At 72.2% G+C, this 13,479-nt stretch carries 11 protein-coding genes; 4 read left to right on the forward strand and 7 right to left on the reverse strand.

Translation table 11 applies throughout. The features are described from left to right. Window positions 1-34: 34 nt before the first annotated feature. Genes O2W53_RS11380 through glyA form a run of 5 tightly spaced genes read right to left on the reverse strand, consistent with a single transcriptional unit; the run spans window position 35 to window position 6,368 of the window. Window positions 35-610: a sarcosine oxidase subunit gamma gene (locus O2W53_RS11380; protein WP_269163133.1), complete on the reverse strand. Its 576-nt coding sequence runs from the start codon at window positions 608-610 to the stop codon at window positions 35-37. Next, window positions 603-3,470: a 2Fe-2S iron-sulfur cluster-binding protein gene (locus O2W53_RS11385; RefSeq protein ID WP_269163134.1), complete on the reverse strand. Its 2,868-nt coding sequence runs from the start codon at window positions 3,468-3,470 to the stop codon at window positions 603-605. Before O2W53_RS11385 ends, O2W53_RS11380 begins: the two co-directional genes overlap by 8 nt. Further along, window positions 3,467-3,778 (reverse strand): sarcosine oxidase subunit delta, encoded by a 312-nt coding sequence (locus O2W53_RS11390; RefSeq protein ID WP_269163135.1) that lies wholly within the window; start codon window positions 3,776-3,778, stop codon window positions 3,467-3,469. Before O2W53_RS11390 ends, O2W53_RS11385 begins: the two co-directional genes overlap by 4 nt. A gap of 14 nt (window positions 3,779-3,792) precedes the next feature. Further along, on the reverse strand, window positions 3,793-5,043 hold the full coding sequence (locus O2W53_RS11395; RefSeq protein WP_269163136.1) for a sarcosine oxidase subunit beta family protein: 1,251 nt from the start codon (window positions 5,041-5,043) through the stop codon (window positions 3,793-3,795). Continuing rightward, window positions 5,040-6,368, reverse strand: a complete 1,329-nt coding sequence (gene glyA / locus O2W53_RS11400; RefSeq protein WP_269163137.1) for a serine hydroxymethyltransferase — start codon at window positions 6,366-6,368, stop codon at window positions 5,040-5,042. The genes O2W53_RS11395 and glyA overlap by 4 nt, the downstream gene beginning before the upstream one ends. Window positions 6,369-6,562: 194 nt before the next feature. Here glyA and O2W53_RS11405 point away from each other — a divergent pair, with 194 nt between their 5' ends. Next, the gene (locus O2W53_RS11405) at window positions 6,563-7,654 is read left to right on the forward strand and encodes an S-(hydroxymethyl)mycothiol dehydrogenase (protein WP_269163138.1); all 1,092 of its coding nucleotides are present in this window, start codon (window positions 6,563-6,565) and stop codon (window positions 7,652-7,654) included. A gap of 44 nt (window positions 7,655-7,698) precedes the next feature. Here the strand turns inward: O2W53_RS11405 and O2W53_RS11410 are convergent, their stop codons facing one another. Together O2W53_RS11410 and O2W53_RS11415 are read right to left on the reverse strand one after the other, a co-directional pair. Then, window positions 7,699-8,820, reverse strand: coding sequence for an aromatic ring-hydroxylating oxygenase subunit alpha (locus O2W53_RS11410; protein WP_269163139.1), 1,122 nt, complete (start codon window positions 8,818-8,820; stop codon window positions 7,699-7,701). 289 nt (window positions 8,821-9,109) lie between these two features. Then, complete coding sequence (locus tag O2W53_RS11415; protein ID WP_269163140.1) at window positions 9,110-9,910, reverse strand: IclR family transcriptional regulator; 801 nt, start codon at window positions 9,908-9,910, stop codon at window positions 9,110-9,112. 130 nt (window positions 9,911-10,040) lie between these two features. On the opposite strand from O2W53_RS11415, the gene O2W53_RS11420 reads away from it, so the two are divergent. From O2W53_RS11420 to O2W53_RS11430, 3 genes are all read left to right on the forward strand, one after another. Continuing rightward, the gene (locus tag O2W53_RS11420) at window positions 10,041-10,361 is read left to right on the forward strand and encodes a bifunctional 3-phenylpropionate/cinnamic acid dioxygenase ferredoxin subunit (protein ID WP_269163141.1); all 321 of its coding nucleotides are present in this window, start codon (window positions 10,041-10,043) and stop codon (window positions 10,359-10,361) included. Further along, the gene (locus tag O2W53_RS11425) at window positions 10,358-11,530 is read left to right on the forward strand and encodes an NAD(P)/FAD-dependent oxidoreductase (RefSeq protein WP_269163142.1); all 1,173 of its coding nucleotides are present in this window, start codon (window positions 10,358-10,360) and stop codon (window positions 11,528-11,530) included. The genes O2W53_RS11420 and O2W53_RS11425 overlap by 4 nt, the downstream gene beginning before the upstream one ends. Window positions 11,531-11,727: 197 nt before the next feature. Then, window positions 11,728-13,461: a BCCT family transporter gene (locus O2W53_RS11430; protein ID WP_269163143.1), complete on the forward strand. Its 1,734-nt coding sequence runs from the start codon at window positions 11,728-11,730 to the stop codon at window positions 13,459-13,461. Window positions 13,462-13,479: the final 18 nt, after the last annotated feature.

Here is a 13,479-nt window from a genome sequence, read left to right on the forward strand (position 1 = left end):
GCCTGCGAGGGGTGGGGGGCAGAGGGGTCCTTCATCAGCTGTCGTGGGTGGGGGTGAACTCGAGGGCCGCGTCCAGCAGCCAGTCGGCGAGGTAGCCGGCGAAGGACGAACGGACCAGGACGACGAAGTCGTCACCGGCGCCGGAGAGGGCCAGCAGCACGACGCCGGCCTGACCCAGCAACGTCTGGGCGCTGCTCCCCCGGCCGAAGACCCTCGGGTGCAGGTCGATCGAACAGCCCTTGGCGAGCACGTCACGCACCCGCGCGCCGGTCAGCCGCAGGCCGATCCGCTGGGCGGAGACGTCGGTCGCCGACCCGCCCAACGGGAGGACGGCGGCACGGACCCGGGCCTCGAGCTCCTCCGGGGCCTCCGTGGTGCTGCTGAGCAGCCACTCGTCCGGACCGAGCCAGACCGCCCGCCCCGTGCCGTGCTGTGCCCAGGTGTTGGGCACCGTCGGCAGGCCGGCGCCCAGCGCCTCCGACGCCGCGGCGCCGAGCCGGACGACGGCCATCGCCACGAACGGTTCGACGGTGATGGCGACGGTGTCGGGCAGCCGCTCCAGGGCGGTGCTCCACGCCTCGAGCGGGTGGGTGCGCAGCAGCTCAGCCATCGCGACGGGCTCCTTCGGGGTCGACCAGCACCGAGCCGGTGACCTCGGCCGGGACGAGGGTGCCGTTGACGGGGACGTGGACGGTGTCGCCGATGCGCGACCGGCCGCCCTTGACCAGGGCGAGCGCGAAGGGACGCGCCAGCTCGGCGCTGCGGTAGCTGGAGGTGACGTGGCCGAGCATGGGCACCGGCGGTGGTGGCAGCTGGCCGTCGGGGTGGAGTTCCACGATCTGCGAGCCCTCCGGCAGCACCGTCCGCCGGTCCACCGGCAGCAGCCCGACCAGCTGCTTGCGCAGCGGGTCCTGGTTGGCCGCGCGGGCGAAGGAGCGCTTGCCGACGAAGTCGGGCTTCTTCTTCGACACCGCCCACGCCATGCCCAGGTCGTGCGGGGTGACGGTGCCGTCGGTGTCCTGCCCGATGATCGGGTAGCCCTTCTCCGCCCGCAGCACGTGCATGGTCTCGGTGCCGTACGGCGTGATGCCGTACGGGCGGCCGGCGTCGAGCAGCCGCTCCCACACCGCGACCCCGTACCAGGGGTTGACGTAGACCTCGAAGGCGAGCTCGCCGGAGAAGCTGATCCGGGCCAGCCGGACCGGCACCCCGTCGAGGGTGGTGTCCCGCCAGGCCATGAACGGGAACGCCTCGTTGGCGACGTCCACCTGCGGGAAGACGGCGCCGATGACGTCGCGGGAGCGGGGACCGACGACGGGGAACGTGTTCCACTGCTCGGTGACCGAGGTGCAGTGCACCCGCAGGTCCGGCCACTCCGTCTGGGCCCACTCCTCCATCCAGTCGAGGACCTTCGCCGCACCGCCGGTGGTGGTGAGCAGCAGGAAGCGGTCCTCGGCCAGGCGCAGCACGGTGCCGTCGTCGATCACCATGCCGTCGACGCCGCACATGACGCCGTAGCGGACGGAGCCGACCTTCAGGCTGCTCATCATGTTCGTGTACAGCCGGTCGAGCAGGACGGCGGCGTCGGGACCCTGCACGTCGATCTTGCCCAGCGTGGAGCCGTCGAGGATGCCGACGCCGGTGCGGGCGGCGGCGCACTCGCGGAGGACCGCCGTCTCCATGTCCTCGCCGGGGCGCGGGTAGAAGCGGGGACGCTTCCACTGACCGACGTCCTCGAAGACCGCGCCGGCCGCCATGTGCCAGTCGTGCAGCGACGTGACCCGCTCGGGGTCGAAGAGCCGACCGCGGTCGCGGCCGGCGAGGGCAGCGAAGGCCACCGGGGTGTACGGCGGGCGGAACGTGGTGGTCCCGGTGGCCTGCACCGGGATCCCGAGCAGCTCGGCGGTGATCCCCGAGGCCAGGACGCCGGAGGTCTTGCCCTGGTCGTGCGCGGTCCCGATCGTCGTGTAGCGCTTGATGTGCTCGATGGAGCGCAGTCCGGCGCCGACCGCGCGGGCGATGTCGGCCACGGTCGCGTCGCGCTGCAGGTCGACGAACGAGGTGTTCCCGTCGGCGCCGGAGGTGTCCGGCACCCGCCACAGCACCAGGGGCGCCGCCGGGACGACCGGCTCCGGCGCCGTGGGCAGCCGGTCCTCCCCCGGTGGCGCGACCGCCAGCGCGGCCAGGGCCGCGCGGGCCACGCGCTGCCCGTCGGCCAGGCACCCGGCCAGGTCGAGCACCCCGGCTGCCGCGCCGGTGACCGACAGGCGGTCGAGCTCCTCCGCGGGGAGGAACGCCCCGAGGGCCTCGTCGTAGCGGAGCCGGCCGCGGGCCTGGCTGAACAGGTGCACCGCCGGGTTCCAGCCACCGCTGACCAGCAGCAGGTCGCAGGCGATCGCGCTGCCGGCGCCGACCTCACCGTCCGCGAACGGGGCGACGAGGGCGTGCGTGACCCGCTCGACGCCCTGCGTGCCCGTCACGACGGCCCCGGACAGGACCCGGATCCCGGCACGCTCGCACTCCTCCCGGCGCGGCGAGCCCCCCGGCCGCGCGTCGACCACTGCTCCGACGCGCACGCCCGCGCGGTGCAGGTCCAGGGCGGCGTCGTAGGCGCTGTCGTTCGTGGTGAACACGACGGCCTCGCGGCCGGGCAGCACGCCGTAGCGGTGCAGGAACGTGCGCGCGGCGCCGGCGAGCATGGTGCCCGGGCGGTCGTTGTCCGCGAACACGACCGGTCGCTCGTGGGCTCCGGTCGCGACGACGATGGAGCGGGCCCGGAGCCGCCACACCCGTTGGCGGGAGACGTGCTTGGGCGCCGCCGTCCCGAGGTGGTCGGTGCGCCGCTCCAGGGCCAGGACGAAGCCGTCGTCGTAGCTGCCGAAGGCGGTGGTGCGCTGCAGGTACAGGACCTCCGGGTGGCCGGCGAGCTCGGCGACCGCCGCGGCGACCCACTCCAGTGCCGGGGCGTCGTCGAGACGGTCAGTGCTCCCCAGCAGCGAGCCGCCCGCCTCGGACTGCTCGTCGACCAGGGCGACGCGGGCACCGGAGCGGGCGGCGGTGAGCGCGGCGGTCAGCCCCGCCGGCCCGGCACCCACCACGAGCACGTCGACGTGGTGGTGGACGGCGTCGTACCGGGCGGAGTCGGAGATCTCGGCGAGGCGGCCCTGCCCCGGCAGGCCGTGGGCGACCAGCCCGTCGTGGAGTTCCACCGTGGTGGCCAGCAGCATGGGCTCGGGGAAGGGCTCCTCGATCTGCACCAGGCCACCCGGGTCCTCGGCCCAGGCCGCGGCGATGCCGCGGGGGCGGCCCAGCTTGACGCTCGTGGCGACCTGGTGCCGGCCGGAGGCGAGCAGGGCCGAGGCGAGCGTGTCACCGGGATGGCCGGTGTGGGGCTGCCCGTCGAAGGTGAACTCGAGGATCGTGCCGCGGTCGATGCGACCACCCTCGGCGGTGCGGAAGGGGCTGGTCATGAGGCTGTGCTCCTGCGGGCCCTCGCGAGCTCGGTCGCGTGCGGCTCGGGGTCGTCGAGGCGCTGGACGCGCTCGAAGCGGTAGGTGGTGGTGTCGCGCACCGCGTTGAACCAGCGACGGCAGCCGGCGCTGTGGCACCACCGCTCGGCGAAGCGGCCCTTGGTGTTGTCGCGGAAGAAGACGTAGTGCGCCCACTCCTCGTCGGAGACCTCGGCGGGGGCGTCCGGGTACGGGACGTGGGCCTGGCCGCCGTAGTGGAACTCGACCTCCTCGCGGGGGCCGCACCACGGGCATTCGATGAGCTGCACGGGGACTCCCTGGGTCAGTGGGCCACGGCGGCTGCGCCGTGCTCGTCGACCAGCGCGCCGGTGACGAAGCGGTCGAGGGTGAACGGCGCCACGTTCGCGTGGGGCTCGCCGTGGGCGATGGTGTGCGCCAGGGCCCAGCCGACGCCGGGGGTGGCCTTGAACCCGCCGGTGCCCCAGCCGCAGTTCAGGTAGACGTTGTCGTAGGGGGTCCGGCCCACGATCGGCGAGGCGTCCGGGCTGGTGTCGACGATCCCGGCCCAGGTGCGCAGCAGGTGGGCGCGGGCGAACACCGGGAAGAGCTCGACGGCGGCGGCCATCTGACGCTCGATGACGTGGAAGGCACCGCGCTGCCCGTAACCGTTGTAGGAGTCGACGCCGGCGCCCATGACCAGCTCGCCCTTGTGCGCTTGGGAGACGTACACGTGCACGGCGTTGGACATGACCACCGTGGGGTGCACGGGCTCGAGCAGTTCGGAGACCAGCGCCTGCAACGGGTGGCTCTGCACCGGCACCCTGATGCCCAGCATGTCGGTGAGCACCGAGGTGTGGCCGGCCGCGCAGAGGGCGACCGTGCCGGCGGCGATCGTGCCGCGCGTGGTCTGCACACCGGTGACCCGGTTGCCGTCGGTGGCGAACCCGGTGACCTCGCAGTCCTGGATGAGGTCGATGCCGGCCTCGTGTGCGCGGCGGGCGAAGCCCCAGGCGACGTAGTCGTGCTTGGCGATGCCGGCCCGGGGCTGGTACGTGGCCCCCAGGACGGGATAGCGGATGTCGGCGGAGGTGTTGACGATCGGGCAGACCTTGCGGACCTCGTCGGGCTCCAGCCACTCCGCGTCGACACCGTTGAGCTTGTTGGCCTCGACCCGCCGCACGCTGTCGCGGACGTCCTGCAGGGTGTGGGCGAGGTTGAGCACGCCGCGCTGGCTGAACAGGATCGGGTAGCCGAGGTCCTCCTCGAGCCCCTCCCACAGCTTGAGCGACGCCTCGTAGATGGCCGAGCTCTCGTCCCACAGGTAGTTGGAGCGGATGATCGTGGTGTTGCGGGCCATGTTGCCGCCGCCCAGCCAGCCCTTCTCCAGGACGGCGACGTTCGTGATCCCGTGGTTCTTCGCCAGGTAGTGCGCGGTGGCCAGGCCGTGCCCGCCGCCGCCCACGATCACCACGTCGTAGGAGCGCTTCGGCTCCGGGTCACGCCACAGGAAGTCGGGGTGCTCCGGCAGGTCCGCGCCGGGGGTGCGTGGGGTGTGGGAGGGACCGGGGTTCATCGGGGGACCTCCGTCAGGTCGGGGTAGAGCGGGTGCCGGCCGGCGAGCCGGGTGACCCGGGTGCGGAGCCCCGCGAGCTGCTCCTCGCTCACCGAGGGCCGCAGCGCGGTGGCGATCACGTCGGCGACCTCGGCGAAGTCGGCGAGGCCGAAGCCGCGCGCCGCCAGGGCAGGGGTGCCGATGCGGACGCCAGAGCTGACCATCGGCGGGCGGGGGTCGAAGGGGACCGCGTTGCGGTTGACGGTGATGCCGATCGCGTGCAGCCGGTCCTCGGCCTGCCGGCCGTCCAGCTCCGAGTCCCGCAGGTCCACCAGCACGAGGTGGACGTCGGTGCCGCCGCTGACCACGTCGATGCCGGCCAAGCGGGAGTCGGGGGCGAGCAGCCGCTCGGCCAGGAGGCGAGCGCCGGCCAGCGTGCGCTCCTGGCGCTCCCGGAAGGCGGGCTCGCCGGCGAGCTTGAAGGCGACGGCCTTGGCGGCGATCACGTGCTCGAGCGGGCCGCCCTGCTGACCGGGGAAGACGGCGGAGTTGAGCTTCTTGGCCAGCTCTCCCGCGGCGAGGATGACGCCGCCGCGCGGCCCGCCGAGCGTCTTGTGGGTGGTCGAGGTGACCACGTGCGCGTGCGGGACGGGCGAGGGGTGCAGCCCGGCGGCGACCAGCCCCGCGAAGTGCGCCATGTCGACCATCAGGTACGCCCCGACCTCGTCGGCGATCCGCCGGAACTCGGCGAAGTCGAGCTGCCTGGGGTAGGCCGACCAGCCCGCCACGATGAGCCTGGGCCGCCGCTCGTGGGCCAGCCGCTCGACCTCGGCCATGTCCACGAGGTGGTCGTCGGCTCGGACGTGGTACGCGGCGACGTCGTAGAGCTTGCCGGAGAAGTTGAGCCGCATGCCGTGGGTCAGGTGACCCCCGTGGGCGAGGTCCAGGCCCAGGATGGTGTCACCCGGGTCCAGCAGGGCCGACATCGCCGCGGCGTTGGCCTGCGCACCCGAGTGCGGCTGCACGTTGGCGTACTCCGCGCCGAACAGCGCCTTCAGCCGGTCGATGGCCAGCTGCTCGATCACGTCGACGTGCTCGCACCCGCCGTAGTAGCGCCGTCCGGGGTACCCCTCGGCGTACTTGTTGGTCAGCACCGAGCCCTGGGCCTGCATGACGGCCACCGGCGCGAAGTTCTCACTGGCGATCATCTCCAGCGTCTCCTGCTGCCGGGTCAGTTCGGCCGAGATCGCGCGGTGGACCTCCGGGTCGGTGTCCGCCAAGGAACGGTCGAGCACGGGGTCCGGGACGGCCACGGCCCGCAGAGCTCCTTCGACCTGCGCCACCATCCGGCTCCTCCTGTCAGAGAATGGAGAACTAGGACTGGTATATCAGTCGTGCACCACAGTAGGGTCGAGGGCGAGCGGGGTCAAGGGACCCGTGGCAGCGATGTCTGGCTCGACGGCACCACAGGCGGCTCCTCCGACCGAGGGAGCCGGACCACCGCCTCCCCCACGCACGTCCCGAGAGAAGGAGACCCGCCATGGCCCACGAGGTGAAGGGCGTCGTCGCCCGCGGCAAGGGCGCACCAGTGACCGTCGAGACGATCGTGGTCCCCGATCCCGGCCCCGGTGAGGCCGTCGTCGACGTGCAGGCCTGCGGGGTCTGCGCCACCGACCTGCACTACCGCGAGGGCAACATCAACGACGAGTTCCCCTTCCTGCTGGGGCACGAGGCGGCCGGCCTGGTCTCCGCGATCGGCGCCGGCGTCACCAACGTGGCCGTCGGCGACTACGTGGTCCTCAACTGGCGGGCCGTGTGCGGGCAGTGCCGGGCCTGCCTGAAGGGCAAGCCGCAGTACTGCTTCGACACCCACAACGCGGCGCAGCCGATGACGCTGGCCGACGGCACGGCACTGTCCCCGGCGCTGGGCATCGGCGCGTTCGCGGAGAAGACGCTGGTCCACTCCGGGCAGTGCACCAAGGTCGACCCGGCCGCTCCGGCCACCGCCGCCGGACTGCTGGGCTGCGGGGTGATGGCCGGCGCGGGGGCGGCGATGAACACCGGCGCCGTGCAGCGCGGCGAGTCGGTGGCCGTGTTCGGCTGCGGCGGTGTCGGCGACGCCGCCATCGCCGGGGCGAAGCTGGCCGGCGCGGGCACGATCATCGCCGTCGACGTGGACGACCGGAAGCTGGGATGGGCGCGGGGGTTCGGCGCCACCCACACCGTCAACTCGCGCGAGACGGACCCGGTCGAGGCGATCAGGGGCCTCACCGGCGGCTTCGGGGTGGACGTCGCGATCGACGCGGTCGGCCACCCGGAGGTGTTCCAGCAGGCCTTCTACGCGCGCGACCTGGCCGGGCGGGTGGTGATGGTCGGCGTCCCCTCCCCCGACATGACGATCGAGCTGCCGGCGATCGAGGTGTTCGGCCGCGGCGGGGAGATCACGTCCTCGTGGTACGGCGACTGCCTGCCCAGCCGCGACTTCCCGCTCTTGATCGACCTGTACCTCCAGGGCCGCTTCCCGCTGGACGAGTTCGTCAGCGAGACCATCGGTCTGGACGACGTCGAGGAGGCCCTGGACAACCTCCGCCGGGGCGAGGTCCTGCGCTCGGTCGTGGTCCTGGACAAGTGAGCGAGGGCCGGGAGGACGCCGTCCTCCCGGCCGTCGGCGCTCGCTCAGCCCGACAGACGCTGCGTCAGCCACTCGTGGAAGGCGCCGATGTGGTGCTCGGAGGGCACGAGGACGCCGCCGTTGACGTAGGCCCGGGAGGACATGGCCGGCTGGGTCCGCTCGCACGCGGCGAAGTCCTGCTGGTTGACCCGGTGGAACAGCTCCACCGACCGCGACACGTCCCTGCCCGACTCGACCACGTCGCGGGTGTACAGCCAGTCGCACTGCACGATCGTCCGGTCGGCCGAGACCGGGAACATGCGGTGGAAGATGACGTGGTCCGGCGCCAGGTTGACGAAGACCGTCGGCCGGACCGTGATGGCGTAGTAGCGGCGGTCCTGGTCCTCGTCGACGCCCGGGAGCCGGTCGAAGCCCTCACTGCCGTCGACGGTGAAGCCCTTGACGTCGTCCCCGAACTCCGCGCCGTGCCCGACGAAGAACTGTGCGGCGTACCCGTCGGCGAACTCGGGGAGCACCTCGGTGAGCTCCGGGTGGATCGTCGCGCAGTGGTAGCACTCCATGAAGTTCTCGATGATGAGCTTCCAGTTCGCTGCGACGTCGTAGGTGATGCGGCGCCCCACGGACAGCGAGTCGACGTCGTAGCTGTCGATCACCTCCACAGTGCCGAGGCGCTCGACGACGGCGCCCACGACGTCCTCCTCGAAGGACGGGGGCTCCTTCGCCAGGCACACCCACGCGTAGCCCAGCCACTCGCGCAGCGCCACCGGGACCAGGCCGTACTCGACCCGGTCGATGTCGGGCATCTTGGTCAGGTTGGGGGCCGCGATCAGCTTGCCCTCGAGGTCGTAGGTCCAGGCGTGGTACGGGCACTGGAAGGCCCGCTTCACCGTGCCCGAGTCCTCCGTGCAGATCTGCGCACCGCGGTGCCGGCAGATGTTGAGGAAGGCGCGCAGCTGCCCGTCCCGGCTGCGGACCACGAGGACGCTCTCCTTGCCCACCTGGACCTTCTCGAAGGAACCGGGCGTCGGCAGGTCGCTCGATCGCACGGCACAGAACCACATGTCCTCGAAGACGCGCGTCTGCTCCAGCGCGAAGACGGCGGGGTCGGTGTAGTAGCGGCCCGGCAGCGTGGAGATGAGGCTCGCGGGCTGTTCGGTGATGGTCATGCGGCACCTCGGATGGCGTCGGCGACCCGGAGGTACGCCGGAAGTCGGACAACACAGGCCCTGCGACTGATCACGGACGTCACCCGTCAGCGAGCTCACGACGACCGGTGTGTCTCACATTACACACTCCGTCTCGCCAGCCGCAACAAGCCAAGGAGTGCGGACAGCACGCGAGAAGCCCCGACCGCCGCCCCGTTCGCGCGTCAGGTGCGCGCTTCGGGAGCGGAGGACGAGGCGGTGGTGAGGTCAGGACGGCGGGTCGACCCCGACGCCGGGAGGACCGGCTGGGTCAGCGCGGCTGACGGTAGAAGCCCAACCTCCGGCTCAGCTCGTCCGCACCCGCCATCACCCGCCGGGCGAGCGCGGGATGGTCCTCCTGGTCCATGCGGAAGGCCGGTCCCGAGACGCTGAGAGCCGCGATGATGTCCCCGTCCCCGTCCCTGACAGGCGCGGCCACGGCATTGAGCCCCACCTCGAGCTCCTCGACGGTGCAGCCCCAGCCCTGCTCGACGATCCGGTCCAGGTTCTGGCGGAGTGCCTCGGGGTCGGTGATCGTGGCCGGGGTGAAGCTCTGCATCCCCCGGGAGAGCAGGTCCTTGCGGACGGCGTCGGGAGCGTGGGCCAGTAGCACCTTGCCGCTCGATGTCGCGTGGAGCGGGGTGCCGTGACCCACCCAGTTGTGCGCGCTGACCGCCCCCGGCCCGCGGGCCTGGGTCACGTTCACCGCACGATCGCCGTCCAGGATGGCGATGTTGACCGTCTCCCCGAGGTCGGCGGCCAGCGCCTCGCAGATCGACCGACCCTCCCGGGCGATGTCCAGCTGCGCGACGGCCGCGCCGGCCAGGCGCACGACCCCGAAGCCCAACCGGTACTTGCCCCGATCCGCCAGTTGCTCGACGAAGCCCCGGCTCTCCAGCGTCGCCACCAGCCGGAAGGCCGTGGACTTGTGCACCCCGAGTTCGGCGGCCACCTCCGTGACACCGGCCTCGCCCTCGGCCGCCAGGATCTCGAGGACGCTCAGCGCACGGTCGACGGACTGGACGCCAGCGACTGGGCCGCGGTCTTCACTCTCGCTCTGCGGCTCACTCATGGAGCCAGCCTAGGTGGGCCACCGCGGAGCACCCCCCTCTTCCCTCTTGACGATGAGGTGAAGCCCGACGATGCTGTTGCGCTATCAGCACAGCGTTGCGGTCTCCGCAACATCTCCGCCTGGAGCGCCCATGATCCCGGTCTGCCCCACGACAGCGTTGCCACCCGGCGAGGCGATCCGCGTGGAGGCCACTGTGCCCATCGCGGTCTTCAACGTCGACGGCGACTTCTACGCGATCGACGACACGTGCACACACCAGGACGCCTCGCTGGCCGACGGCTGGCTGGACGGCTGCGCGGTGGAGTGCCCCCTGCACGCCTCGTGCTTCGACCTGCGCACCGGGAAGGTGTCCGGCCCGCCGGCGAAGACCCCGGTCCGCACGCACCGGGTCGTGGTGCAGGACGGCACCGTCTACGTGCAGCCGGGAACCGCCGCGGACGGTGCCGCATGAGCCGTACGGTCGCCGTGGTCGGAGCCTCCCTGGCCGGCCTCTCGGCGGCCCGAGCGCTCCGCGAGCAGTGCTACGACGACCGCATCGTGGTCATCGGCGACGAGGCGCACGCCCCCTACGACCGCCCACCCCTGTCCAAGGAGTTCCTGGCGCGGAGGGCGTCGCTCGACGACATCGCACTGGGCGCGCCGGACGACGCGGACCTCGGCCTCGAGTGGCGGCTGGGCACGACGGCGGTCGGGCTCGACCACCTCAGCCGCTCGGTGCTGCTGGCCGACGGCAGCGAGGTGCGGGCCGACGGCGTCGTCCTCGCCACCGGAGCCCGCGCCCGACGCCTGTCCGGCAGCGAGGGGCTGGGCGGGGTGCACGTGCTGCGCTCGCTGGACGACGCGGTCGCCCTGCGCGAGGACCTCGCGACGGCCGGACGTCTCGTCGTGATCGGCGCGGGGTTCATCGGCGCCGAGGTCGCCTCCACGGCCCGCACGCTGGGGCTTGAGGTCACCGTCATCGAGACCCAGCCCGTCCCGCTCGCCGGCCCGCTGGGTGCCGACATGGGTGCGGTGTGCGCCCAGCTGCACGCCGACCACGGCACCCGCCTGCTGGTCGGCACCGGTGTCGCCGGGCTGGTCGGGACCGGCAGGGTCGAGGCCGTCGAGCTGACCGACGGCACGCGCCTGCCCGCCGACGTGGTGGTCGTGGGGATCGGCGCCATCCCGAACATCGAGTGGCTCGCCGACTCCGGCGTGGCCCTCGGCAACGGCGTCCTCACCGACGCGCGCTGCGGCACCAGCGTCCCGGGTGTGGTCGCCGTCGGCGACTGCGCTGCGGCCTGGTCGGCCTCCCGGGAGCGGCACGTCCGCATCGAGCACTGGACCCACGCGCTCGAACAGCCGGCCACCGCGGTCGCCACCCTGCTGGGCACCGACAGGCCGGCGCCGACGCCCGTGCCGTACTTCTGGTCCGACCAGTACGGCGCGCGCATCCAGTTCGCGGGGTCGCGCCGCGAGGACGACGTGGTCCGCGTGCTGGAGGGCAGTTGTGCCGACCGCAGCTTCCTGGCGGTCTACGAGCGCCACGGGCACCCCGTCGCCGTCCTCGGGATGAACCAGCCCCGCCTGTTCACCCGGTGGCGCCGACAGCTGCGTGCCGCCGTCCTCGCGCACTCCTGACCCTGGCCGGTCCGTCGAGTCGAGCCGCTGCGCGATGTCCTCGCGAGGACCCTCAGCGGTTCGTCACCGCACCGACACGCTGGGTCGACGCGCGCAGCTTTTGTGTTCCAGGTCACTCTTCCCTCTTGTTCCAGGGTGAGCCGTCTGGTTCCCTCATGCGCACCTGGTCGCGTACTACGCAACAGTAGGAGAGAGCCATGGAACACCCGGGTCCCGAGCCGGTCTCATCCTCCAGCTCCCCGAGTGCCGGGCCGACGGGTGACGCGCCGGCTGGCACCGCGTCGACCGCCACCCATGAGCCCACTGCCCCGCCGCAGACCGACCGGGTCGTCTTCGGCGTCTCCCTGGCACTGGTGGTGGCGTTCGCACTCTGGGGGGTGCTCGCCAGCGACAGCCTCTCGAACGCGGTGAGCGCCGCGTTCGGCACGGTCATCACCAACGCCGGCTGGGTCTTCGTCGTGACCAGCTCGGGGTTCGTCGCACTCGCGGGGTTCCTGGCGCTGTCCCGCTACGGACGCATCCGGCTGGGGAAGGACGACGAGCGTCCGGAGTTCAGCACGGGCTCGTGGATCTCCATGCTCTTCGCGGCCGGGATGGGCATCGGGCTGCTCTTCTGGGGCGTCGCCGAGCCGCTCTCCCACCTCGCCGCCGCCCCGCTCGGCCTGGAGGAGGGCGGGACCCCGGAGGCTGCCCGGCTGGGGCTGCAGTACACGATCTTCCACTGGGGCCTGCACCCCTGGGCGATGTACGCCGTCATGGCGATGGCCCTCGCCTACGGCGTCTTCCGCAAGGGCCGGCCGAGCCTGGTCAGCTCCGCGGTCGTCCCGCTGGTGAACGAGAAGCGCACGGGCATCCGCCGCGCCGTCGACATCCTCGCCATCTTCACCACGGTGTTCGGCGCGGCCACCTCGCTCGGTCTCGGCGCACTGCAGGTCAACAGCGGTCTGGCCGCCAACTACGGCGTCCCGCGCAACAACGGCGTGGCCGTGGCCATCATCGCCGGCCTGGCGCTGCTCTACGTCCTGTCCGCGGTCAGCGGCGTGCACAAGGGCATCAAGCTGATCAGCAACACCAACGTGGTGCTGGCCGCCCTGCTCGTCGCCTTCATCTTCGTGCTGGGCCCGACCACGCACGTCTTCAACACCATCACCGACGCCACCGGGGACTACCTGACCGCCCTGCCCGCGATGAGCCTGGCCTCGGGGGCCTGGGGCGGCCAGGAGTGGCTCGCCGGGTGGACGTTGTTCTACTGGGCGTGGTGGATGTCCTGGACGCCGTTCGTGGGGACGTTCATCGCGCGCATCTCCCGCGGCCGCACGATCCGGCAGTTCGTCACCTTCGTGATGATCATCCCGACCATGGTCAGCATCGTGTGGTTCGGCGTGCTGGGCGGCACCGCCACCCACCTCGAGCTCACCGACCAGGCCGAGCTCAGCCAGGCCCTGCTCGACGACGGCACCGAGGGTGCCCTGTTCGCCCTGCTCGGTGAGTTCCCGGTGGTCACGCTCACCGTGCTGCTGGTGATGGTGCTGATCACGCTGTTCTTCGTCAGCAGCGCCGACTCCGCCTCCATGGTCCTCGGCATGCTCTCCCAGCGGGGCACGACCTCGCCCGCCCGCGCGGTGGTCATCCTCTGGGGCATGTGCATCGCGGCCGTCGCCGCCGCGCTCACCCTCGCCGGGGGGCTCGAGGTCATCCAGTCGGCCACCATCCTGGTGGCCACCCCCTTCGTGGTCGTGCTCATCGCCATCTGCGTCAACCTGGTCCGCGAGCTCCGCCAGGAGCCGTACACCTCGACGCTGGACCCGCAGGTCCGGCGAGCCGTCGTCGCCCACCTCCACGACATGCCGCACCCGAACGGAGCAGGGCCCACCTCACCCGGGGTCCCGGTGGTCGCCGACCCCGACCGTGAGCCGGCCGGTCAGCAGTAGGGCAGACCGCTCTCGGGG

It is taken from the genome of Modestobacter sp. VKM Ac-2978 (genome assembly GCF_026968025.1).
Lineage (GTDB): Bacteria > Actinomycetota > Actinomycetes > Mycobacteriales > Geodermatophilaceae > Modestobacter.